This is a genomic window from Noviherbaspirillum humi (genome assembly GCF_900188095.1).
GTDB lineage: Bacteria > Pseudomonadota > Gammaproteobacteria > Burkholderiales > Burkholderiaceae_D > Noviherbaspirillum > Noviherbaspirillum humi.
Genome location: NZ_FZOT01000007.1, coordinates 210523 through 234890, shown reverse-complemented (window position 1 = coordinate 234890; position 24368 = coordinate 210523). Strand labels below are relative to the sequence as shown.

Annotated in this window: 15 protein-coding genes; 6 read left to right on the top strand and 9 right to left on the bottom strand. The window is 65.2% G+C overall.

What is annotated here, in order from left to right:
* Positions 1-5430, bottom strand: a 5430-nt coding sequence (locus CHB88_RS13070; protein ID WP_176442456.1) for a beta strand repeat-containing protein, incomplete at its 3' end; no start/stop codon positions are given.
* 495 nt (positions 5431-5925) lie between these two features.
* Here CHB88_RS13070 and CHB88_RS13065 point away from each other — a divergent pair.
* Entirely contained in the window at positions 5926-7920 is a 1995-nt protein-coding gene (locus CHB88_RS13065) for a serine/threonine protein kinase (protein WP_089399764.1), read from the top strand.
* 13 nt (positions 7921-7933) lie between these two features.
* On the opposite strand, the gene CHB88_RS13060 is transcribed toward CHB88_RS13065, so the two are convergent.
* The 7 genes from CHB88_RS13060 to uraH form a co-directional block, all read right to left on the bottom strand.
* Positions 7934-8935 carry an aromatic ring-hydroxylating oxygenase subunit alpha gene (locus CHB88_RS13060; RefSeq protein WP_089399763.1) on the bottom strand — a complete coding sequence of 334 codons (1002 nt, stop codon included), beginning with the start codon at positions 8933-8935 and terminating at the stop codon, positions 7934-7936.
* Between the two features lie 11 nt (positions 8936-8946).
* Positions 8947-9471, bottom strand: coding sequence for a nucleoside deaminase (locus CHB88_RS13055; protein WP_089399762.1), 525 nt, complete (start codon positions 9469-9471; stop codon positions 8947-8949).
* An 83-nt stretch (positions 9472-9554) separates the two neighbouring features.
* Complete coding sequence (locus CHB88_RS13050; RefSeq protein WP_089399761.1) at positions 9555-10706, bottom strand: BMP family ABC transporter substrate-binding protein; 1152 nt, start codon at positions 10704-10706, stop codon at positions 9555-9557.
* Positions 10707-10814: 108 nt separating this feature from the next.
* Positions 10815-11747 carry an ABC transporter permease gene (locus CHB88_RS13045; protein WP_089399760.1) on the bottom strand — a complete coding sequence of 311 codons (933 nt, stop codon included), beginning with the start codon at positions 11745-11747 and terminating at the stop codon, positions 10815-10817.
* A gap of 1 nt (position 11748) precedes the next feature.
* Positions 11749-12831 (bottom strand): ABC transporter permease, encoded by a 1083-nt coding sequence (locus tag CHB88_RS13040; protein WP_089399759.1) that lies wholly within the window; start codon positions 12829-12831, stop codon positions 11749-11751.
* Positions 12824-14365, bottom strand: coding sequence for an ABC transporter ATP-binding protein (locus CHB88_RS13035; RefSeq protein WP_089399758.1), 1542 nt, complete (start codon positions 14363-14365; stop codon positions 12824-12826). The genes CHB88_RS13040 and CHB88_RS13035 overlap by 8 nt, the downstream gene beginning before the upstream one ends.
* 42 nt (positions 14366-14407) lie before the next feature.
* On the bottom strand, positions 14408-14761 hold the full coding sequence (gene uraH, locus CHB88_RS13030) for a hydroxyisourate hydrolase (protein WP_089399757.1): 354 nt from the start codon (positions 14759-14761) through the stop codon (positions 14408-14410).
* Positions 14762-14987: 226 nt separating this feature from the next.
* Between uraH and xdhA the strand changes: the two genes are divergently transcribed.
* From xdhA to CHB88_RS13005, 5 genes are all read left to right on the top strand, one after another.
* Positions 14988-16466: a xanthine dehydrogenase small subunit gene (xdhA, locus tag CHB88_RS13025; protein ID WP_089399756.1), complete on the top strand. Its 1479-nt coding sequence runs from the start codon at positions 14988-14990 to the stop codon at positions 16464-16466.
* An 11-nt stretch (positions 16467-16477) separates the two neighbouring features.
* Positions 16478-18832: a xanthine dehydrogenase molybdopterin binding subunit gene (xdhB, locus tag CHB88_RS13020; protein WP_089399755.1), complete on the top strand. Its 2355-nt coding sequence runs from the start codon at positions 16478-16480 to the stop codon at positions 18830-18832.
* A complete protein-coding gene (xdhC, locus tag CHB88_RS13015) occupies positions 18829-19875 on the top strand; it encodes a xanthine dehydrogenase accessory protein XdhC (RefSeq protein WP_245844951.1) in 1047 nt (348 codons plus the stop codon). The genes xdhB and xdhC overlap by 4 nt, the downstream gene beginning before the upstream one ends.
* Complete coding sequence (gene guaD / locus CHB88_RS13010; protein WP_089399754.1) at positions 19872-21200, top strand: guanine deaminase; 1329 nt, start codon at positions 19872-19874, stop codon at positions 21198-21200. Before xdhC ends, guaD begins: the two co-directional genes overlap by 4 nt.
* A gap of 279 nt (positions 21201-21479) precedes the next feature.
* Positions 21480-22349 carry an outer envelope protein gene (locus tag CHB88_RS13005; RefSeq protein ID WP_176442455.1) on the top strand — a complete coding sequence of 290 codons (870 nt, stop codon included), beginning with the start codon at positions 21480-21482 and terminating at the stop codon, positions 22347-22349.
* A gap of 306 nt (positions 22350-22655) precedes the next feature.
* On the opposite strand, the gene CHB88_RS13000 is transcribed toward CHB88_RS13005, so the two are convergent.
* Positions 22656-24182 (bottom strand): Fic family protein, encoded by a 1527-nt coding sequence (locus CHB88_RS13000; RefSeq protein WP_089399753.1) that lies wholly within the window; start codon positions 24180-24182, stop codon positions 22656-22658.
* Positions 24183-24368 lie beyond the last annotated feature (186 nt).

Below are 24368 nucleotides of genomic sequence, written 5' to 3'. Positions count from 1 at the left end.
ACCGCTCACGGTGACGGCCTGATTCGCCCCGGCGTTCTTGCTGCCGAAGACGGCGCTGGCGTAGCTGGTGGAGAGGATGTCGCCGGCAATGCGGTTATCCGACAGGGTCACCGTGGCGGCAGCGGTGCCGTCGTAGACCTTGTCCTGGCCGGCGGCGGTGACTGTAAGCGGCTTGGGGTTGATGGTGCTGCCGGTATTGCTGGCGTAAGTCACGCTGTAGTTGCCGCCGCCATGGCCATCGCTGACCGTCACGCCCGAGACGCTCACCGTCTTGCCGGTGCCGGCATTCTTGTCGAGGAAGGCGTAGCTGCCGCCGGATAAGGTATTGCCGTTGTAGAGTGCCCCTGAAGTGATGATGGGACTGCCTGCCGCACTGGTGGTGCCGTCATAGGTCTTGACGACGTTGGCAGTGCTGACGGTGATGGGCGCCGGCGTCACGCTCAATGTTCCAGGCGCATAGCTGATGCTGTAGTTGGAAGAGCTGTAGCCGCTCGGCGTAACGCTGTAGCCGCCCACATTCGAGGCCGCCGTCGCAGCCGTCGAGAACGCCAGCGTGCCGCCCAGCGATGATGCGCTATCGCTGTTCTTGAAGCCGCTGTAAGAAGCGCTAAAGGCAGGATTCGACAGCCCATACTGGCGGCTCGTATTCTCTGCAGACACCGTCAACGGTGCCGGCGTGATACTGAGCGTGCCGGGCACATAGCTGATGCTGTAGTCGCCGCTGCTTTGCCCGCTGGGTATGATGGCATAGGTGCCCGCATTTGAGGCGGCGGTTGCTGATGTGGCCAGGTTGAGCGTTCCCGTCAGCGCGGCAGCAGTATCGGCGCCGACCAGGCCGGCGTAGGTTGCAGTCAAGGTCGGATTGGCGTCGCCATAGACCTTGCTCTTGTCGTCCGCCGCGATAGTCAGCGGCGCGGGCGTGATGTCGGCGGTGGCGGAAGCATTGGTGCTGGCGAAAACATAGTTTCCTGCATCCACGCCGCTCTTGCCCATGCCGCTCACCGTCACGCTCTTTCCCGTGCCTGCGTGCTTGTCAGCGAAATTGGCGGTGGCATAGTTGATGGCCAACACATCGCCGGCGATGCGATCGTCACTGAAGGTTACCGTTGCGGTTGCCGTTCCGTCGTAGACCTTGTTCTGACCTGAAGCGGCAACGGTCAGCAGCCTGGGGCTGATCGTGCTGTTGGTATTGCTGGTGTAACTGATGCTGTAGTTGTTGCCGCCATTGCCGTCGTTCGCAGTGACCCCGGACACCAGAACCGTCTTGCCAGCGCCGGCATTCTTGTCGGCGAACGCGAAAGTGCCGCCAGTCAGCGTGTTGCCGTTGTACAGGCTGCCTGCCGTGATGATCAGCGAGCCGCTGGCGCTGGTGGTGCCATCGTAGACCTTGCTCACATCGGTGCTGGTGACCGTAATGGGCGCCGGAGTGACCGTCAGGCTGCCTGGCGTGCCGCTGGCAAACGCGTATCCAACCGGTGAAGTGGCACTGCTGACGTCCGCAATCACGCTGTATGAAGCCGCATTGGCACCGGCGCCGGCGCCGGCGGAGTAAAGCACCGGTCCCGTGCCGATGGCCGACGCGGCGGTATCGCCCAGGAAGGCGCCACTCACCGCGCCCTGGTAACCGGACACGGTATAGCCCAATGCGTTGACAGCGGCGCTGGCATCCTGGCCATAGGTTTTGCTCAGGCTGCCGGTGACATTCACGGTGAGGGTGGGCTGCGCGGAAAAGACATACCGGTTGCCGGTTTGAATGATGCTGCCCGGCGCGAGCGACGCAAAGGTGCCGTTCCAGATGGCGGTGTTGTTGCTGTTCAGATTGCCGAAGGTGTCGACGCCCGGGCTCGCCGAATACACCAGCCAGCGCCCGCTGCCGGCATTGAGAGCGGACGCCCCAACGTTGTTGACGAAGCCGCGGCCGGCCGACAGCACGAGGGAGTTTCCGCTTGCGGAACTGGTGACGGAGGCGCCGGTGTTGAGAACGATGTCGCTCCCGGCGCCGTTTGCCACCAGCGTGTTGGTTGCTCCGCTGATGGCATGGGATACCGTGAGCGAGCCATTGGCGGTGATCGATGTCGCTCCGGTCCCGCTGCTGACGGCGCCGTTGGTAGCCAGCGACTGATTGTCCACCAGGGCGAGGCCGTTGCTCGTGAAGGGGCCGAGCGTGCTCACCATGTTGCCCGATTGTGTAAAGCTTGCCGTCGTGCCGGCCGAGCCGCGGAGCAGGTTGGTGGTGATCTTGCCGCCGGTTTGGGTCACCGAGCCGGTGGTGATGAACTGCAGGTAATCGGTGGGGCCGGCTCCGGATGTCAGGTCGATCCCGAAATCGATGTTGCCGTAAGCGATGGCCAGAATATTGCTGTTGGATACCAAGGGCTGATTGCCGACGGTGTGCAGCGTCATGTCGGAAAAGCCGCGCAAGTTGACGGCGCCGAACTGCTTTGTCGGACTCGCGTAGTCGAATGTGATGTTGTTGAAGGTGGGACGCCCGGCATTAATGCCCGACCAGATCCGGGTTTGTCCCGTGCCGAGGGTGAAGGTGAGCGGCGACGCGACATTGATGCGGCCGGTGCCGGAAGCGAAGTTGGCTCCGGCCGCAACCAAGGTCAAGGGATCGCTTGGTCCTACCTTGATATCCTGACTGATGTTGATGTCGCGCATGGCATTGATCGAAATGCCGCCGGAGGTGGCCGCCAGTGCCTGATTGCCCGCGGTTTTCACGGTCATATCGTTGAAACCGCTAATCAGGATGGCGTTGGTGGTCTTGCTTGAATCAACATAATCGAACGTCACGTTCGTCATGTCGGCGTAACCGCCATGGTTTCCCGAGACCAGGGTGACGCTTGCCTTTGGCAGGCCGATGGTGATCGGCGCCGTAAAGTTGAGGCGCCCCGGACCGCCCTGGAAGCCGCCGCGCAATTCCATGAGGCCGACGGAGCTCACGTCCTGACTGATGTTGAGGTCTCCAAACGCCCGAACCGAAACAAAGCCTTTCGAAGCAAGCGCCGCATTGCCATTGGTCTTGAGGGTGATGTCATTGAAGCCGTCAAGAACGAAGGTGCTGACCGTCTTGTTGGCGTTGACGAAGTCGAAGGTCACGTTGGTCAGATTGGCCCGGCCGCCATTGGAGCCGGATGTCATCGAGATCTGGCCAAAATCCTGGGTAATCGTGATGGGCGCCGTGAAATTGGTGCGGCCGACGCCAAAAATGTCCGCCCCTGCCGAATTGAGAAATATGGAGCCGATGGACGAGATGTCCTGACTGACATTCAAGTCGCGAAACGCTGTGACCGTGATGTAGTTGGACTTGAGCGTCTGGTTGCCGGCAGTCGTCAGTGTGATGTCGTTGAAGCCCTGTATCGTCAAGCCGCCGCCGAAGGTCTTGCTGGGATCCGCATAATCCAGGGTGACATTGGTCAGGTCGGAACGGCCGCCATTGTCCCCCGAGGTCAGGACGAGTCCGCCAGTGCCAACCTGCAATGTCGTCGGACTCAGGAAATTGACACGGCCGGTGCCGAAAATATTCCCGCCGGCAGCCACCAGTCTCGTTGATCCCGTTGCCCCTGTGGCGATGTTGCCATTGACGTTGATGTCCCGGGTTGCGTTCGCCGTCAGGCTCACACCCATGGAAATCGGCTGGTTTGTATTGAAATTGATATCGCGCCCCGTCACGTACAAGGAGCCGCTCAGGGTGTTGGTGATGGGCGCATTGATGTTGACGTCGCGGGTGGCTTGCAGGGTGAGATTTGCATAGCCGTTCCAGCTGATCGGATCGGCCACCGTGATGTCGCCGTTGCCACTGTCGGCGGAACTGGTATCGACCACCACGGAAGCGGTCTGCAAAGTATTCTGAAGCGTGGCCACGCTCAGGTTGGATGTCGTTCCACTGCCAGTGTAGGTCGTTGTTCCCGGTGCGGTGGAGGCACTGCTGCCGCTGTTGGCGCTGTTGCTGATGGTGATGTCGGTTGGATCGAGCAGCAGGGTGCCCATCGTGCCGCGCGGGGCGCGCAGGTCGACCTGGCCTTCGAATGCCAGGCGCCGCTTCCCGGATACTTCGGCGAAACCGCCGTTGCCGCCCTGTGTTCCGCCGCGCGCGCTCAGCGTCCCCTCGAAGCGGGTGAAGTCGTCGCTCCAGACAATGATGCGGCCGCCCGCGCCATTCTCCCCCGCATCGGCCAGCAGATGGCTGCCCTCGTCGACCAGCACGGTGCGGGCATGCGGCATTTCGCCGCCGCCGCGATAATCGCCTCCAATTCGGATCGCGCCGCCCTGGTCCTGGCCGCTGGCGTCGAGCGCAGCTCCCTTGATCTCGATATCCCGTCCATGCACATCGATGCGGCCGCCTTGTCTGCCGCGCGCATCGATCCGACCCGATAGCGCCACGTTGCCGGCCTCGCTGAGAATGGAAGCCTCTCCGCCGTCGCCGTCAACGCCTCGTACGTCGATGATGCCTGAATGCCGGACGCGACCGCCCGCGGCTTCAAGCCGAATGGTGCCGTTGCGGTTGACCATCGATGCTGCCTTGACCGTGCCGGCATTGCTGACGATGGCGCTGGCCAGCTGGCCGGCGGCCTTTGCGCCGAGATAGACGACCCCGCCGTCCGCCAAGACCATCTGTCTGTTCTCGACCAGCGTACTTATCGTGGCGGCATCGACTTTGACGCCAACTTTGCCGTCGCCTTGCATATCCAGCGTGACAGCCTCACCCGCCGCCATGGCCGCCGTGCCCAGCCTGGCGGTGATGACGCCTTCATTGATCACTTCCGGCGCCAGCAGGGCGATGTAGCCGGCATCGGCCGCAGTAAGCCGGCCCTGGTTGACGACGGACGCCCTGCCGCCATTGCGCTCGAACCGGTAATTGCCGCTCATGAAGTCGGCATCGCTGATGGACAACGTGGAGGCGGCCAGGCCTCCCACATTCACTTGAGCGGTGGGACCGAACAGGATGCCCTGCGGGTTGACGAGGAAGACCTGCCCGTTGGCATTGAGCTGGCCCTGGATCTGGCTGGGAGAAATGCCAACGACGCGGTTGAGCGCCACGGCATCGCGGCTGGGCTGATTGAAGGTGACGGAGGCGGACGGGCCGATGTCGAAGCTGTTCCAGTTGAGGATGGCCTTGGGGGTGGACTGGGTCACCGTCATGGCCGAGCCGGACTGTGATACCGAAGCGCTGCCTGCGGCAACCTGGGCGCCGGTAGGCAGGGTGTTTGGCGGAACTTGCGCCCGCGCCGAAGCAGTCATGCCAAGCAGTCCGATGCAGGCGCGCAGCAACAGCTTGCGCCAGAGAAGAGAAGGCAGCTTGCGCGGCCGCCACACCAACGTCAACCGGGTGCGACCCAGGCGAAGACGCAGGATGCGCGACCTGCAACTGCGTCGCGGTGCGTTAGTGCCAAGCGCGGTATCGAGGTGTTCAGCCGGTGTGGTGTGCATGGCGATCTCCCGGGTTCTGCCAAGAGCAATATGAGAACCCAGCATAGGGAGGGCATGACAAGCGCACAATATGAATGATGTCAGGGTTGTGTGCGCAACTATTGACGAGCCCTCCGAAACCTGCAATCCCGTGCTTGGCCCCTTTCCGCCTTGGCGTTATCCGCTTCGTTTCAGAAGGGCAATTGAGGCTTGAGCCCAGGCATGGTGAGCGCTTGCTGCAGGTACATGGCCATTGAGCGGCCGACTCGCCTCGCTTCCGGCAACTGCCGGCCCGCAGTGAGGGCAGCAGCCTGGAGACGGCCTTTGCGCAGTATCAAATCGAGTTTCGGTTTTGGACACGCCAACTAAAGGATTCCAATAATGAGAACAAGGCCGGCCGCTACCAGCATGGAAAGGGCGCCAAGGCCGGATTCCGATTCGAACTAGCCGCCGCCGAGTCCTTGTGCGCAGCAGCGGCTGGCATCGTCAACCCGGTAGACCCTGATACGGACCGCCATGGCCAATCTCGAACAAACGCTTTACCGCTTTCAGAACGGAAATCTGACGCATGGCGAATTGCTGGCCGAGGTGGACGACATGCTGGCCCGCGACCGCGGCAGCTCGGCGCATCTGCAGCAGATCCTGAGCGAGGAGCGCACCCGCACGCTGCTGCCGCCGGACGTGTATGCGGATCTGCGCCAGCGCGCGGCTGGGTCGGTGGAGACCAGTGGATTTGCCGAAGTCGAGAAAACCGCGGCTTATGTCCCGCGCGCCGGCGATGCGACCCATTCCGTCCAGCCTTCCTTTCCGCGCGAATCGACCGGTCCGAGCGATGGCGGCGTGATGAAGGGCGTCGGCGATACGCTCAACAACCGCTTCGTGCTGGAGGAGTGCATCGGCTTCGGTGGCATGGGCATGGTGTACAAGGCGCTCGACCTGCGCAAGCTGGAGGCATCGGACCGCAAGCCCTATATCGCGATCAAGGTGCTCAACGTCCAGTTCCGCGGCCACCCGAAATCGCTGATCGCCTTGCAGCGCGAGGCCAAGAAGGCGCAGACCCTGGCGCATCCGAACATCGTCACGGTGTACGACTTCGACCGCGACGGTTCCACCGTCTATCTGACGATGGAGTATCTGCCCGGCAGCCCGCTGAGCCAGATGCTGCGCGATCCGAACTTCACCGGCATGCCCTATGCGAAGGCGGCGCCCATCATCAACGGCATGGCGCGAGCGCTTGCCTATGCGCACGAACGCGGTTTCGTGCACTGCGATTTCAAGCCGGCCAATGTCATCCTGACCGATACGGGCGAGGTAAAGGTGATCGACTTCGGCATTGCCCGCGCGGTACACAAGCCGACCGAGCAGGCGGAGGTGACGGTGTTCGATCCCGGCAGCCTGGGCGGCCTGACGCCGGCGTATGCGAGTCCCGAGATGCTGGAGCATCAGGAGCCGGACCCGCGCGACGACATCTACGCCCTCGCCTGCATCACCTACGAATTGCTCGCCGGACGCCATCCCTTCGACCGGCTGACGGCGATGCAGGCCCGCAGCGCCGGCATGCAGCCGCAGCGGCCCAAGCATCTGAATGCGTCGCAGTGGCGCGCGCTGAAGCATGCGCTGGCGCTGGAGCGGGAGGCGCGCACGCCGACCATTGCCGGCTTCCTGCAAGGCATGGGCGTTGAGCGCCGATCCGCCAGCCCGGTCGCCGTCAGCGCGGTCTCGGCGGCGCTGGCTGCCTTGCTGGTAGCGGGCGGCGGGCTGTTCTGGTGGATGCAGCGGCAGGACGCGCCGCAGCCTGCCGCCGAGGCCGCGGCGCCTGCCAGCATGCCTGCCAAACCGGCGCCGACCGCGAGCGTGGCGCAGATCCTGGACCAGGTTCCCTGTTCGGCGCTGGTATCGTCCACGCAGGACGGGGCGGTCAGCATCAGCGGCTGGCTGCCCGCCAGCCATGGCGCCGATCGGCTCAAACAGGCGCTGCGATCAGCGCCGGGCGGGGCGGAGGCGAAGCTGGCGGTGCGCGAAGTCGGCGACGACAAATGCGAGGCGATCAAGCTTTTCGGCCCCTACTGGAAGCAGAACCATGGGGCGGGAGCCGGAGCCGCGGCTGCAACGCTGCAAACCCGGTCGCATGCCACCTCGCTGGTGGAAGGCGACAAGCTCGCCCTGACGCTGACGACGCCGCCTTACCCTTCGTTCGTCAACCTCGATTATTTTTCCTTCGACGGCAGCGTGGTGCATCTCGTGCCGAGCCCGCGCATCAAGGCCAACCAGGCGCCGGCCAATTATTCCGCCACCCTCGGCGGCAACTGGGTGGTGGCCAAGCCCTTCGGCACCGACCTGATCGTTCTGCTGATCACGCCGCAGCCGCTGTTCGACGGCATGCGGCAGGAAGCGGAGCGCGGAACCGATTACCTGCGCGCGGTGGAAAAGCGGCTGCAGCAGATGGACGCAGGACAGCGGCAAAAAGTGGCGGCGGAGTTCCTGCAGATCACCACCGGACCGCGCAAATGAGGCGGCCCGGCAGTCAAGCGATGACGCCGTAGCGCAGGCCGAGCTGGCGCAGCATGCGCCGGTAGGCGGCCGACAGCTTGTCCGCGCGCTGCGGCACTTCCGCGCCGGGCTGCAGCGGCACCCGCTTCGGCCGCTGCGACTCCAGGATGGCCAGGTCCTGGCTGAAGATGCGGTCCTGGAAGGCGCGCAGCTCGTCATCAGTCGAAACCGAGTTGGTCATCGCCAGCACGATCCAGGCCTGCGACTTCTCCTCCTCCAGCGGCTGCACATGCAGGCTGATCGCTTCGGCGAAGCCCTCCTGGTTCTGCGGCAGCTTGGTCAGGATCGCGGTGAGCGGCCGCGCCACCCGGTAGGTATATTCCACCATGCTGCCGTCTTTCGACAGCAGGTTGGACACCGGCTGAAAGGCGAAGCAGCGGGTGGCGATCACGCCCTGCATGCCGCGCTCGCCGAGCCGGTCGTCATACGGGTTGACGTCGTATTCCGGCACCTCGGTATGGTCGAGGCTGCCGAGGATGCCGGTATGCACGAAGCCGAAATGGGCCATGTCGAGGAAATTCTCGACGATGCGCGGGCCGGAGGTCTGCACCGGGTACGGGCCGCAGACCACCTTGCGCAGCCGTTCATCCCCGTATTCGTCAAAGGGCAGCAGATCGTAGCGCGGCTCCCCGATGCATGCCCACACCAGGCCATAGGCTTCCTGCACCCGATAGGCCAGGGTGCGGGCGTTCTTCGGCGGCGTGTCCTGCGGATGCGCCGGCATCAACCGGCATTGTCCTTCGACGTCGAACTGCCAGCCATGGTAGGCGCAGACCACGCGGTCATCGCGGAGCGCGCCCAGGGACAGGCGGGCGCCGCGATGGGGGCAGCGGTCATCCCAGGCCCGCAGCTTTCCGTCGGCGCCGCGCCAGAGCACGATTTCCTCGCCAAGCAGGTGCGCGGTATGGAGCTGCCCCGGCTGAAGCAGAGCGGAAGCGGCAACCGGATGCCAGTCGTTCAGCAAAAGTTCGTCCATGCCCGTTCCCTTCACGACCAGAAGCCGAGATGGGCTTGCTTCGCCTGCTCCTCGAATTCCGGCAGCGGGCCGAGCACTTCCACCACGCGCTGGCCGCGGGCGAACACCTCGCGGCAGGGCAGGGACAAGGTGGGATTCTCTTCATGGCTGCCGGTCAGCTGCAGCAGGTCTTCCTCGGACATCGCATACACCACGCGGCCGATATTGCACCAGTAGACGGCGCCGGCGCACATCGCGCAGGGCTCCGCATTGGTATATAGCGTGCTGGCGGCGAGCTCGCGCAGGGTGAGCCTGGAAGCCGCCGCCGCGGCGGCGAGGCGTTCCGCATGCTGGGTCGGGTCGCCTTCGGGCGGCATGGAATTGTTGAAGCATTCGGCCACGATGCGGCCCTGGCCGTCGACCACGATGGCGGCGAAAGGATGGCGGCCGCGGTTCCGGCTTTCCATTGCCAGCTCGAGCACGCGCTGCATGAAGCCGCGGTCTTTGTCGGTGAGGGCCGCGGGAGAGGCGGGCAATGGGGAGCGGGAAGAAGTCATCGCAATGTTCAGAGCGGTCAATGAAAAGGCCGGAAGGGCGGGGCGCCCTTCCGGCCCGGTGTTACGTCGGCAAGGTGCCAGCCTTATTTCGGGATCGAGCCTTCCACGCCCTTGACATAGAAGTTCATGCCCTTGAGCATGCCGACTTCGGCTTCCTTGCCGGCCGGGACCACTTCCTTGCCCGACTGGTCCACCAGCGGACCGGCGAACACGATGTTCTTGCCGGCGGCCAGTTCGGCCTTCTTGTCGGCCACGGCCTTCTTCGCGTCTTCAGGCACGGCAGCGTTGATGTTCACCAGGTCGATCGAGTTTTCCTTCACGCCCCACCAGGTTCCGCCGCTGGCCCACTTGCCGTCTAGGACCGATTGAACCGCCTTCTTGTAGTACGGCTCCCAGTTGATGATGGCGGAAGCGAGGTGGGCTTTCGGGCCGAACTTCGACATGTCGGAGTCCCAGCCGAAGGCGTACACGCCCTTTTCCTCGGCGGCTTGCAGGGTGGCCGGGGAATCGGTGTTCTGGATCAGCACGTCCACGCCCTGACCGATCATGGTCATGGCGGCGTCACGCTCCTTGGCGGGATCGAACCAGGTGGAGATCCACACCGCGCGGGTGGAGACCTTCGGATTGACCGACTGCGCGCCGAGGGTGAAGGCGTTGATGTTGCGGATCACTTCCGGGATGGGGAAGGAAGCGACCACGCCCAGCTTGTTGGTCTTGGTCATCTTGCCGGCCAGGACGCCGGCGAGGTAGGCGCCCTCGAAGGTCTTGGTCTCGTAAGTGGCCATGTTGGGGGCGGTCTTGTAGCCGGTGGCGTGCTCGAACTTCACGTCCGGGAAATCCTTGGCGACTTTCAGCATCGGCTCCATGTAGCCGAAGGTGGTGCCGAAGATCAGCTTGTTGCCCTGGCTGGCGAGGTCGCGGAACACGCGCTCGGCGTCGGCGCCCTCGGGCACCTTCTCGACGAAGGTGGTTTTCACCTTGTCGCCGAAGTCCGCCTCGATCGCCTTGCGGCCATTGTCATGGGCGAAGGTCCAGCCGGCATCGCCGACCGGGCCGACGTAGGCGAAGGCAATCTTCAGCGGTTCGGAGGAGGCGGTGGCAGCGGGCGCTGCGGCAGGCGCCGACGACTGCGCCGGCGCGGCTTCTTCCTTCTTGCCGCAGGCGGCGATCATCAGCGCGGAGGCGGCCAGCGCCATCCCCGACTTGAGCATTGTTCGTTTTTTCAGATCCAGCATGACACTCCCCAAATGAAAACATCGTTAAAACAGAATCAGATTCTTTTCAATCCGGCACTCTACCTTGCCTTGCGTTAAAAGCAAAATGCGAGCCCGCGGTTTTGCGCATCACACGGCGGCGGGATTGAAGTTCTTTCCGAGCGAGGCCGGGATGTTCAGGCGTATCCAGTCCGGATTGCGCGAGATGAGCGCCAGCACCACGACGGTGGCGAGGTAGGGCAGCATCGCCATGAACTGGGGCGCGACGGCGATGCCGAGGCCCTGCAGATTCAGCTGCAAAATCGTGAAGCCGCCGAAGAGGTAGGCGCCGCCCAGCACCCGCCACGGCTTCCAGCAGGCGAAGGTGGTCAGCGCCAGCGCGATCCAGCCCTTGCCGGCGGTCATGCCTTCCTGCCACAGCGGCGTGTACACCAGTGCCAGGTAAGCCCCGGCGAGGCCGCAGCAGGCGCCGCCGAACACCACCGCCGCCATGCGGATGCGGCGCACGCTGTAGCCCAGCGCATGGGCGGACTCGGGCGATTCCCCGACCGCGCGCAGCACCAGGCCGGTGCGGGTACGCATCAGAAACCACGCCAGCGCCGCACAGAGAAGGAGCGCGACGTAGACCATGGGATGCTGGCGAAACAGCACCGGGCCGAGGAAGGGAATGTCGGACAGCACCGGGATGGCGAACTTGCCGGCGGCTAGGCTGCGGCCGGTATAGGGGATGCCGACGAAGGCCGACAGGCCGCCGCCGAAGATCGACAGCGCCAGGCCGGTGGCGTACTGGTTGGTGCCGAGCCAGATCACCAGCAGGCCGAAGAAGGCGGCGGCCAGCATGCCGGCAGCGGCGCCGGCGAGAAAGCCGAGGGTGACGCTGCCGGTGTGGATGGTGGTGGCGAAGCCGGCGATGGCGGCGACCAGCATCATGCCCTCGGCGCCGAGGTTGAGCACGCCGGTCTTCTCGTTGACCAGCAGGCCGAAGGCGGCCAGCATCAGCGGCGTGCCGGCATTGATGGTGGCGGCCAGGGCCGGCGCCAGCAGGAGCAGGAAGTTATCCATGTCAGTGTCCTCGCGCCGCGCGGTTGCCCATCAGGGCGTCGGCAGCCAGCAGGAAGAAGAGCAGCATGCCCTGGAACACGCCGGTGATGGCGTTGGGCAGGCCGAGCCGGGACTGGGCCAGTTCGCCGCCGATGTAGAACAGCGCCATGATGAAGCTGCCGAACAGGATGCCGACCGGATGCAGGCGGCCGACGTAGGCGACGATGATGGCGGCGAAGCCGTAGCCCGGCGACATCGACGGCAGCAGCTGGCCGACCGGGCCGATGGTTTCGATGGCGCCGGCCAGGCCGGAGGTGGCGCCGGCGATCAGCAGCGTCATCCACAGCGCGCCGCGGCGCGAGAAGCCGGCATAGCGCGCCGCCAGCGGGGCCATGCCGCCGACCCGCAGGCGGTAGCCGGCGAAGCTGCGGGTCATGAACACCCAGGCCACGACGACGGCCACCAGGGCGAACACGAAGCCGAGGTTGAGCCGGGTGGTCTTCACCAGCTGCGGCAGCAGCAGGCCAGGGGAGAACATCTTCGACTGCGGGAAGTTGAAGCCCATCGGGTCCTTCCACGGGCCGGTGACGAGGTAGCTCAGCAGCAGCTGGGCCACGTATACCAGCATCAGCGATACCAGGATCTCGTCGGTGTTGAAGCGGTCCTTGAGCAGGGCGGTGATGCCGGCCCAGACCATGCCGCCCAGGATGCCGGCGGCCATGACGAGCGCGATGGCGAAGGCGCCGCCGCTGCCGGCGCCATGGTCCAGCGCCAGGGCGGTGCCGCCGGCGGCGATGGCGCCGGCCACCAGCATGCCTTCGGCGCCGATGGTCATCACCGAGGAGCGGTAGCAGATGGCGTAGCCGATGGCGCACAGGATCAGCGGCGTGCACTTGACGCCGATCTCGGTCCAGCCGCGCACCGAGCGTATCGGCTCCCAGAAGAAGACGGAGAGCCCGGCGACCGGGTCCTTGCCGAGGAGGGCGAACAGCAGGATGCCGCCGAGGGTGGTGAGGATCAGCGCCAGCACCGGCGCGGCCACGCTCAGCAGCGCCGGCGAGGCGGCGAACAGCGAAGGGCGATTGACGGGCGCGAAGTTAAGCATGGGTTCCCTCCCGGGCGGCGGGCTGCGACGGCAGGCCGTTGTCTTCCAGGCCGCTCATCCACAGGCCGATGCGGTCGCGGGTGGCTTCGGCCTTGGGGATGGCCGCGCGCACCCGGCCCTTGGCAATCACCGCCAGGCGGTCGGAAATCTCGAACAATTCGTCCAGCTCCTCGGAAATGACCAGCAGGGCGCAACCGGCATCGCGCAGGGCGATCAGCTCGGCGCGGATCTGCGCCGCCGCGCCGACGTCCACGCCCCAGGTCGGCTGGGCCACGAGCAGCACCCTGGGTTGGCGCAGCACTTCGCGGCCGACGATGAATTTTTGCAGGTTGCCGCCTGACAGGCTCTTGGCGCTGGCGCCCGGCCCGCCGGCCTTGACGTTGAAGCGGCGGATGATGTCGGCGGCGATCGCGGCGATCGCGCTCTGCCGCACCAGGCCGCGCGACACCGTCTCCGGTCCCTGATGCGAAAGCAGCACATTGTCGGCCAGCGACATCGCCGGCACCGCGCCGCGCCCCAATCTCTCCTCCGGCACGAAGCCGAGGCCGAGCTCGCGCCGGGCAGCGGCATGCAGCCGGCCCACCGGCCGGCCGGCGAGGCGGATGGCGTCGTTGTCGGCGCGCGGATCTTCGCCCGACAGCGCCGCCAGCAGTTCCTGCTGGCCGTTGCCGGAGATGCCGGCCAGGCCCAGGATTTCGCCGGCCCGCAGGTCGAAGGAAATGTCGTTCAGCTCGGTGGCGAAGGCATGGCTCCTGGGCAGCGACAGGCCGCGCACCGAGAGCATCACGTCGCCCGGCGTGCGGCCGGCGCCCTGCACGTGTGGCAGGTCGGCGCCGATCATCATGCGCGACAGGCTGGCCTCGCTTTCCTGGCGCGGATCGCACACCCCGGTCACGCGGCCGCCGCGCATCACGGTGCAGGTATGGCACAGCGCCCGGATTTCGTCGAGCTTGTGGCTGATGTAGAGGATGCTGCAGCCTTCGGCGGCGAGCTGGCGCAGGGTCTCGAACAGCTTTTCCACCGCCTGCGGCGTCAGCACCGAAGTCGGCTCGTCGAGGATCAGCAGCTGCGGCTTGGCCAGCAGCGCACGCACGATTTCCACCCGCTGCCGCTCGCCTACCGACAGGGTGTGCACATGGCGCTTCGGCTCCAGCGCCAGACCGTACTGGGCGGCGGTGGTGACGATGCGCTGTTCCAGCTCCTCCAGTCTGGTGTCCGGCGGCAGGCCGAGGGCGATGTTTTCGGTGACGGTCAGGGTGTCGAACAGGGAGAAGTGCTGGAACACCATGGCGATGCCGAGCTGGCGCGCGGCGGCCGGATTGGCGACCTTCACTTCCTGCCCGTTCCAGATCACCTGGCCCTCTTCCGGCTTGACCGACCCGTAGATGATCTTCATCAGGGTGGATTTGCCGGCGCCGTTCTCGCCCAGCACGGCATGGATCTCGCCTGGCGCCACCTCCAGATCGACCCGGTCGTTGGCGACCACGGCGGGATATCTCTTGGTGATGCCATGCAGCTTCAGTCGGGCTTCCATCGTGTCTTTAGCCTCTCTGGACTTTCGTGCGGTTCGGCTGCCTCAGCTGCCGCGATAGGTGGAGTAGGACCATGGCGACACCAGCAGCGGCACATGGTAGTTCTGCGCGGCATCGGCGATGCCGAAGGCGATGGTGATGCGGTCGAGGAAGCGCGGCTCGGATTGCGGCTCGCCGAGCGCGGCGAAGTAATCGCCGGCTGCGAACGCCAGCTCGTAACTGCCGGCCTGCATGGCCTCGCCCGACAGCAGCGGCGCGTCGCAGCGGCCGTCGGCATTGGTGACGTCGCGCTTGATCAGGCGGAGGTTGCCCGCTTCTCTTATATAGAGCTCGATCGCGACGCCGGCCGCCGGCCTGCCATGGCTGACGTCGAGGACGTGGGTACTCAGTTTTCCCATATGGTTTGCGTAAATCCCGTGATTATTGTTTTGCGCCGCGGCAGAACAGGTTTCTGCCGGTAAAAGTCGGTTTCAGCAGATTCAGCCGACCCGCTGTCTTTCAAGCAAGGCTAAGGGGGCGCCTGCATAAATCGATATGAAAACAGAGATAGTGAACATATGTCAGGTCATATAATGGTAAATGGGCCCGGTGCTAACCTGCAATCACCCTTTCAGTCCTGTCACCATGTCCAATACGATACGCTTTTACCATCGCGGCGCCGTGCAGTCTATAGAGCATCCTGCGCCAACGCAAACCGTGCTGCAATATCTGCGCGAGGATCTCCACTGCACCGGCACCAAGGAAGGCTGCGCCGAGGGCGATTGCGGCGCCTGCACTGTGGTCATCGGCGAGCTTCAGGGCGAGGAACTGCAGCTGCGCTCGGTGAATGCCTGCATCCAGTTCCTTCCGACCCTCGATGGCAAGGCATTGTTCACCGTCGAAGACCTGAAGCAGGCCGACGGCGGCCTGCACCCGGTGCAGCAGGCGATGGTGGAGTGCCACGGTTCACAGTGCGGCTTCTGCACCCCGGGCTTCGTCATGTCGCTGTGGCAGCTCTATCTTTCGCGCGAAGGCGAACGGTCGCCGCCGCAGCGCAAGGAAATCGACAACGCCCTGTCCGGCAATCTCTGCCGCTGCACCGGCTATCGACCGATCATCGACGCCGCCAGGCGCATGGGCGAGCTGCCCGGCGTTTCCTTCGACCGCGCCGCGCTGGCGGCGCAGCTGCGCGCCCTGCGGCGCGACGACATGCTGGACATCCCGGATTCCCCGAACAGGCAAGGCGGTTTCAAGGCGCCGCGCAGCGTGGACGAACTGGTGGCGGCGAAGCAGGCCGACCCCAAGGCCTGCCTGCTGGCCGGTTCCACCGACGTCGGCCTCTGGGTCACCAAGCAGATGCGCGAGCTCGGCAACGTCATCTATCTCGGCCAGGTGGACGAGTTGCGACGCATCGAGGAAAGAGACGGCATGCTGGAGATCGGCGCCGGCGCCTCCCTGGAGGATGCCTACCGGGCGCTCGCTTCCCATTACCCTCGCGAACTCGGCGAGCTGTGGCAGCGCTTTGCTTCCCTGCCCATCCGCCATGCCGGCACGCTCGGCGGCAATGTCGCCAACGGCTCGCCGATCGGCGATTCGATGCCTTTCCTGATCGCCCTCGGCGCCGAGGTCGCGCTGCGCGGCGGCGCCGGCCAGCGCATCCTGGCGCTGGAGAATTTCTACCTCGGCTATCAGAAGAAGGACCTTGGCCCCGATGAATTTGTCGAAGCGGTGAGGGTGCCTTTGCCGAAAGCCGGCCTGCGCTTCCGCACCTACAAGCTGTCCAAGCGTTTCGACCAGGATATTTCCGCCGTCTGCGCCGCCTTCGCCCTGACCATGGATGGCGATGTGATCCGCCAGGCCCGCGTCGCTTTCGGCGGCATGGCGGCCACGCCGTGCCGCGCTGCGCAGGCCGAGGCGGCGCTGTCCGGCAAGCCCTGGAATGAAGCGACGATGGAAGCAGCCTGTGCCGCGCTCGCCCAGGACTACGCGCCGTTGTCGGATATGCGCGCCTCGTCCGACTACCGCATGAAGGCGGCGCAGAACCTGCTGCGCCGCTTCTGGCTGGAAACCCGCGACGATGCGCCGCTGCCGCCGACGGCGGTCAATGCGTTCGCCAACGCCTGAAGGAAACGCCGATGAACAAGACCGTCGAACCCGCCGTGATCGGCAGCGCCGTCTGGCAGGAAGTGGGCAAGCCCCATTTCCACGAATCCGCCGTGCTGCACGTCACCGGCGAAGCCACCTATGCCGACGACGTGCCGGAACTGCACGGCACCCTGCATGCCGCCTTCGGCCTGTCGCAGAAGGCGCATGCGCGCATCGCCGGCATCGACTTTTCCGCAGTCAAGGCCACGCCGGGCGTGGTTGCGGTGATCACCGCCGGCGACATTCCCGGCGTCAACGACTGCGGCCCGATCATCCATGACGATCCCATCCTGGCCGACGGCCTGGTGCAGTATGTCGGCCAGCCGATCTTCGTCGTCGTCGCCGACACCCATGCCAATGCCCGCCGCGCCGCGCGCAAGGCGGTGATCAGCTACCAGGAGCTGCCGGCGACGCTGTCGCCCCGCGCCGCCAGGGCGGCCGAGTCCTGGGTGGTGCCGCCGATGCAGCTGCGCCGCGGCGAATTCGAGCGTGCCTACGCCGCCGCCCCGCGCCGCATCGAAGGCCAGCTCCACGTCGGCGGCCAGGAACAGTTTTACCTCGAAGGCCAGGTTTCCTATGCCATCCCGCGCGAGGGCGGCATGCAGGTGATCTGCTCCACCCAGCATCCCTCCGAGATGCAGCACGTGGTGGCGCATGCGCTCGGCCTGCATTCGCATCATGTGTCGGTCGAATGCCGGCGCATGGGCGGCGGCTTCGGCGGCAAGGAATCGCAATCCGCGCTCTGGGCCACCGCCGCCGCCGTCTGCGCCGCCCGCCTGAAGCGGCCGGTGAAGCTGCGCGCCGACCGCGACGACGACATGCTGGTCACCGGCAAGCGCCACTGCTTCGACTACGACTACGCCGCCGGCTTCGACGAGGAAGGCCGCCTTCTGGCCGTGCAGGTCGACATGGTGAGCCGGGCGGGTTTTTCCGCCGACCTGTCGGGGCCGGTGGCCACGCGCGCCGTCTGCCACGTCGACAATGCCTACTACCTGCCGGACGTGGACATCCGCGCTGTCTGCGCGAAGACGAATACCCAGTCCAACACCGCCTTCCGCGGCTTCGGCGGACCGCAGGGCGCGCTGGCGATGGAGTACATGATCGACAACATCGCCCGCGACCTCGGCCGCGATCCGCTCGACGTGCGCAAGCTGAACTTCTACAACCGCCCCGGCCAGCCGGGACGCGACGTCACGCCCTATGGCCAGCAGGTGACCGACAACGTCATCCACGAACTGGTGGCGGAGCTGGAAGCGACCAGCGAGTACCGCGTCCGGCGCGCGCAGATCCGCGCCTGGAACGCCACCAGCCCGGTGCTCAAGCGCGGCCTGGCGCTGACGCCGGTGAAGTTCGGCATCGCCTTCAACGTCAGCCATCTCAACCAGGCCGGCGCGCTGGTGCATGTCTATGTGGACGGCTCGGTGCTGGTCAATCATGGCGGCACCGAGATGGGCCAGGGCCTGCATACCAAGGTGATGCAGGTGGTGGCCAACGAACTCGGCCTGACGCTGGACCGCGTGCGCGTCACCGCCACCGATACCAGCAAGGTGGCCAACACCTCGGCCACCGCCGCTTCCACCGGCTCCGACCTGAACGGCAAGGCGGCGCAGGACGCGGCCCGCACCATCCGCCGCCGCCTCGCGGAATTTGCTGCCGAGCGCTTCGGCGGCAGCGCTGACGAGGTGCGCTTCGCTGCCAGCCAGGTCCATGTGAACGGGCAGGCGATGGATTTCGCGGAGCTGGTCGGCAAGGCTTACCTGGCGCGGGTGCAGCTCTGGTCCGACGGCTTCTATGCCACGCCCGACCTGTCCTGGGATTCGGCCACCATGACCGGCCATCCCTTCTATTACTACGCCTATGGCGCGGCGGCGTCGGAGGTCATGATCGATACCCTGACCGGCGAATGGAAGCTGCTGCGCGCCGATGTGCTGCACGACGCCGGCCAGTCGCTCAATCCGGCGCTCGACATCGGCCAGGTGGAAGGCGGCTTCATCCAGGGCATGGGCTGGCTCACCACCGAGGAACTGTGGTGGAACGATCAGGGCAGGCTGATGACCCACGCGCCGTCGACCTACAAGATCCCCGCCATCTCCGACTGCCCGCAGGACTTCCGCGTGCGCCTGTTCGACAACCGCAACGCGGCCGACAGCATCCACCGCTCCAAGGCGGTGGGCGAGCCGCCGCTGCTGCTGCCGTTCTCGGTCTTCTTCGCCATCCGCGATGCCATCGCCAGCCTCGGCGATTACCGCATCAATCCGCCGCTGAACGCGCCGGCGACCTCCGAGGAAATCCTGAAGTCGGTGGAGGCGGTGCGGACCGCCGCACGGACCGCCGGAGCCGCATGATGTTTGCCTGGCTGGATGCGCTGCTGGCGCAGGCAGACGCCGCGGTGCTGATAACGGTCGCCTGGGCCGAAGGCTCGGTGCCGCGCGAGGCAGGCGCCAAGATGCTGGTGACGCGCGATGGCGCTTTCGACACCATCGGCGGCGGCCACCTCGAGCAGGAAGCCATCATCCATGCGCGGGCACTGCTCGCCGGCGAAGGCAGCCTGCCGCGCCTGCGCCGCTTCGCCCTCGGGCCGACGCTCGGACAGTGCTGCGGCGGCGCGGTCAGCCTGGCCTTCGACTGCATCGATGACGCTGCCCGTGCAGCCTATCGGCTGCTGGCGCAGCGTCTGCAGCATGGCCATGGCGGCATCCGCGCCAGCCGGGTCGATGAAACCTGCGCGTCCTGTCTGCTGGATGATGCCGGCGTGCCCCTTGCCGGCGCGGCATTTCCTGGATTGCCCATCCAAGCCGGCATCCCGGCAAACGCCGGAACCTGCCTGCATCAGCCAGCCGATGGCAGCCGCTGGCTGATCGATGCCATCGCGCCGCCGCGCGCCCACCTGATGCTGTTCGGCGCCGGCCATGTCGGCGCCGCCATCGTCAATGCCATGGCGGGTCTGCCCTGCCGCATCACCTGGGTCGACGAGCGCGACGACATCTTTCCGGCCACGATCCCGGCCAATGTGCGCGTCGAAGCGACCGACACGCCGGAAGCGCTGATCGATGCGGCGCCGCCCGGCACCAGCTTCCTGGTCATGACCCACAGCCATCCGCTCGACCAACAGCTGTCCCATCGCATCCTGCTGCGCAGCGACTTCGCCTGGTTCGGCCTGATCGGTTCGCGCACCAAGCGCATCCAGTTCGAGCGCCGCCTGCGCGAGCGCGGCATCGCCGATGCGCAATTGGCGCGCATGACTTGCCCGATCGGCCTGCCGGGCATCGCCGGCAAGCAGCCGGCGGTGATCGCCGTCGCCGTTGCCGCCCAGCTGCTCCAGACGTGGGAGCGGCAAGCCTCAATTTCCCCGCATCTCTCCGCCGCACAAGGACAACAGCGCGCATGAACGATTCTTCCCTACCGCGCGGCATCACGGCCTGGCGCGGCAGCCTGCTTTACTTCACCGACGACCCCGGCCGCGCCGAGCATGCCACGCGCTGGCACGAGGACGGCCTCCTGGTGGTCGAGGATGGCCATGTGAAGGCGGCAGGCGACTACGCCGCGCTGGCCGCCACGCTGCCGTCGGAAGCAGTGGTGCAGGACCGGCGCGGCAAGCTGATCCTGCCCGGCTTCATCGATACCCACATCCATTATCCGCAGACCGACATAATCGCCTCTCCTGCGCCGGACCTGCTGCCCTGGCTGAACACCTACACCTTCCCGGCGGAGAGCCGCTTCCGCGATGTAGGCAGGGCGCGCGAGACGGCGCGCTTCTTCCTCGACGAGCTGCTGCGCTGCGGCACCACCAGCGCCATGGTGTACTGCACCGTGCACCCGGAGTCGGTGGATGCCTTCTTCGCCGAAAGCGAGGCGCGCGGCACCCGCATGGTGGCCGGCAAGGTGCTGATGGACCGGCATTGTCCCGACTTCCTGCGCGACACGGCGGAAGGCGGCGTGCGCGAAAGCGAGGAACTGATCCGGCGCTGGCACGGCTGCGGGCGCCAGATGTACGTGATCACGCCGCGCTTCGCGCCCACGTCCACGCCCGAGCAGCTGCAGCTGGCCGGCGAACTGGCGCGCGCCTATCCGGACGTGTTCATCCAGACCCATGTGGCCGAGAGCCAGGAAGAGGTGCGCTGGGTGAAGGACCTGTTTCCGGATGCCCGCAGCTATCTCGACGTCTACGATGGCTACGGCCTGCTGCGCGAGCGCGCCATGTACGCCCACTGCATCTGGCTCGACGACGACGACCGCGGCCGCATGACCGCCTCCGGCGCCGCCGCGGCGCATTGCCCGACTTCCAACCTCTTCCTCGGCAGCGGCCTGTTCAATTTCGAACGCGCCGATGCCGCCGGCATGCATCTCTCGCTTGCCACCGACGTCGGCGGCGGCACGTCTTTTTCCATGCTCTGCACCATGAATGAAGCCTACAAGGTGGCGCGCATGGGCGGCACCTACCTCCCGGCGCGGCGCATGTTCTATCTCGCCACGCTGGGCGGCGCCCGCAGCATGGGGCTGGAAGGCGTCATCGGCGGCTTCGCGCCTGGCTGCGAAGCCGATTTCATCGTGCTCGATCCGAAGGCCACGCCGCTGCTGGCCCGGCGCACCGCGCAGACCGACGACCTGGAAGAACTGCTGTTCGCGCTCGCCATGCTGGGCGATGACCGGGCAGTGGCGGAGACCTATATCAAGGGCGAGCTTGCGTGCGCGCAAACAACACCTGAGCCCTGAATTGGTGAATTCCGGAGCGCTTCGGTCTGAAGATGCCCGTAGATTGCACCAAAAGAAACAAAATCATGGTATTTATCGCAGTCCGTTCTGGCTCGGATCTTGCTGAACCGAAAGCACGGATCGATGAATCGGCCCGGTAGCAAAGCGGTGCCGAGATTGCGTCGACTTGCATGACATCGGTCCCATCGACGCACGCAGATCGACATCCATCGGAAGCATCCGGGGAGGCGGTCTGCGGAGGCCGACACAATATCAACAACCAAAGCAAAGGGAGTAGTAATGCAGAAGTCCATGTTCACCCGCGCCGCCGTGCTGGCCGTGCTGGCCGCGCTGGCAGCCAGCACTGCCGCCAACGCCGCCGACTGGAGCGACACCTCGCTCAGCTATCGCTACGGCACCAACTTCGCCGAGCCGTTCGGCCGCAACGACATCACCAAGAACATCCTGAACCTGTCGCACGCCAGCGGCTACAAATACGGTTCCAACTTCTTCAGCGCCGACATGCTGCTGTCGGACAAGAACGATCCGGCCGCGCCCGGCTCCAGCAACGGCGCGCATGAAGTCTACGTGGTCTATCGCCACACCCTCGACATCGGCAAGGTCACCGGCCGCGACTTCAAGTACGGCCCGACCCGCGGCCTCGGCGCCACCCTCGGCTTCGACCTCAACACCAAGAGCGATGCCGGCTACAACTCCAAGAAGCGCATGCTGGTCGCCGGACCGACCATCTTCTTCGACGTGCCGGGCTTCCTGAACGTCAGCCTGCTGGCCCTGTGGGAAAGCAATGCGCCGCACAACAGCTTTACCAACACCGACGTGCCGCGCTACCGCTACAAGACCCATCCGATGCTGTCCGCCGCCTGGGCCATCCCGTTCAGCGCCGGCATTCCGCTGTCGTTCGAAGGCTACGCCAACTTCATCGCCGCCAAGGGCCGCGACGAGTTCGGCGGCTCGACCGCGCCGGAAACCAATATCGATGCGCAGATCATGTACGACGTATCGCCCTTCATCGGCGCCGGCAAGAACACCTTCCGCGTCGGCCTCGAGTACCAGTACTGGCGCAACAAGTTCGGCAATCCGTACTACGGTGCCGCCGGCTCCGGCGCCTTCGCTCACACCCCGATGGTTCGCGTCGAATACCACTTCTGATTTCGAAGCGAAGACCTGGCTTGATGGAACGGCTGCCGGAGACGGCTTGCCCGTTCCGACAAGGTGTTGGTGAACAAGTAGTGCAGTGCCCGTAATTCGACGCCCCGACAGGCTGAGCTTGTTGGGGCGTTTCCTTTGGCAGCTCGGGCTCTGCCGGAAGGCAAAGCGGCTGCCCCTGGCTAACTGTCGAATACCCCGGGTCATTGGCGCCTTCACCAACTTCATGAAGACAGCGGGCGCCGCCGCCATTGCCTCGCATCCCCGTCCGCCGCAGGGCTGGACGCGGGGATTTCGTTTTTTGGGGCACTAGTCCGGCAGTGCGGAACTGCCGTCCAGGTTCCACAGCTTGTATTGGACCGGGGACTCCTCGAACGCGTTGGTTCCCGTCAGCTGCGCGATGAGTGGCTTCAGGTCGGCGTAATCGAACTGCGCGCACCAGCGCGCCATCTTGGCAATGCTGCACACGAAGCCTTCAGGTTGTCGGTTTCGCGTCAGGTTGCGCGCGCAGTCGACGTATTGTGGGTGAAACAACGTCGGGATGATAATGCGATGCAGCCCGGCCCGGGTGAGCTCGGCGTTCATGACCAGCCGCGACAGCCGGCCGTTGCCGTCGTCGAAAGGATGGATTTCGGATATCAGAAACGCGTAATAGATGGCGCGCGCCAAGCCTTCCGGCACCGACAAGGCCAGCCGCGAACCTTCTTTCATCGTGCCGCGCACCAGCATGGGCTCGACGAACTTGGTATTGCCGGCATAGTTGGGCTCCAGCTTCAACTGGCCCGGATTGGCTTCGGGACGCATCTTCAGCATGTCCGCATGCCAAGCCTGAAGGCCTTCCAGGAAGTCTTCTCCGCACACCGGCGGATTGTTGCGGAACGGCGCGGTGATGGCAAGCCGAAACACCCCCAGCACATCATGCGAATCCTTCGGCCGAGTCGTTACCGGCCGATTGTTCAGCACGATGTCGCAGGCTTCCTCGATGGTGAATTTCGTGCCCTCGACGTAGTTGGAGAAGTAGGACTCGATAAGCGCGCAGTGATGGCGGGCTACGCCAGTCGGCACCCGCTCCTCGATGCGAGGCAGGATGGACGTGCGCAGGTACGCCGCCAGCACCTCAAGGAGCGCCAGCCGCTCGGCGTCGACGGGTGTGCCTTGCGCGACCAACCGTCCGTCCCGGGTACTCAGCTCGCCGCGTGCATGCGAGCCAAGCAAGGCACCAATAATGGTCCGCAGAATCTGCTCTTCTTTTTCCATGCCCAAGGGGTTGGCCAAAGAGGCGGCCTGGTCGCGGATGTCGTTCAACGCCTTTTCGCCGCCGGAGGTCATCACCGCCACCAGGTATTGTTCGACCTTTTCGCGCCCGGCACGCCGCGGCGCGCTCTGCCCGACATTCTCCAGCAGGCAGCGTGTTCGGCCGGCCCAGTGCAGACCGGTGCCCTGCAGCGGCATATCGTAAGGCAGGGGCCCGGGGCCGCGTACTTCCACAATCGTCAGTCCGGGCAAGTCCACCTTCTTCCCGTAGATGGCGGGATGAGACACGGTCACCGTGCCGTCTTCCTGGATGCCCGAAGTCAGGGCGCTGATATAGGAGACCACCCCGCCCGGTACGACCGTGCCGACCAGCTTTTGCCAGTGCTGCCGCACTATCAGACGCAGCTCATCGGGCGCCAGATGTGCTGCCGCATAAATACCCTTGCGCAGCTTCACCAGCTTGCCTGCCTTGACCTCGCGTTGAAGCTTTCGCATCTGAGCAGGAGTAAGCCCGGCGCTCAGCACTAGGTCTCCCAAGGTATCAGCTTGTCGTTTCCCGGCGATAGTATCGGTGAGCAGCATGGGGATTGTCGTTTTATAGCGCAGTATTCCTGCATTGCGTCGTTTTACAGCGAAAATTTTATTATAGACAACAAATGGAGCGCAGTCGCTTTTTAGCGCAAGCTAGGAGTTTGCAGGGGCGATTTGTCGCAATTCAGCGTAATTTGTTCGAATTTTGTCGTTTTACAGCGAAGACTAAGGCAGGCG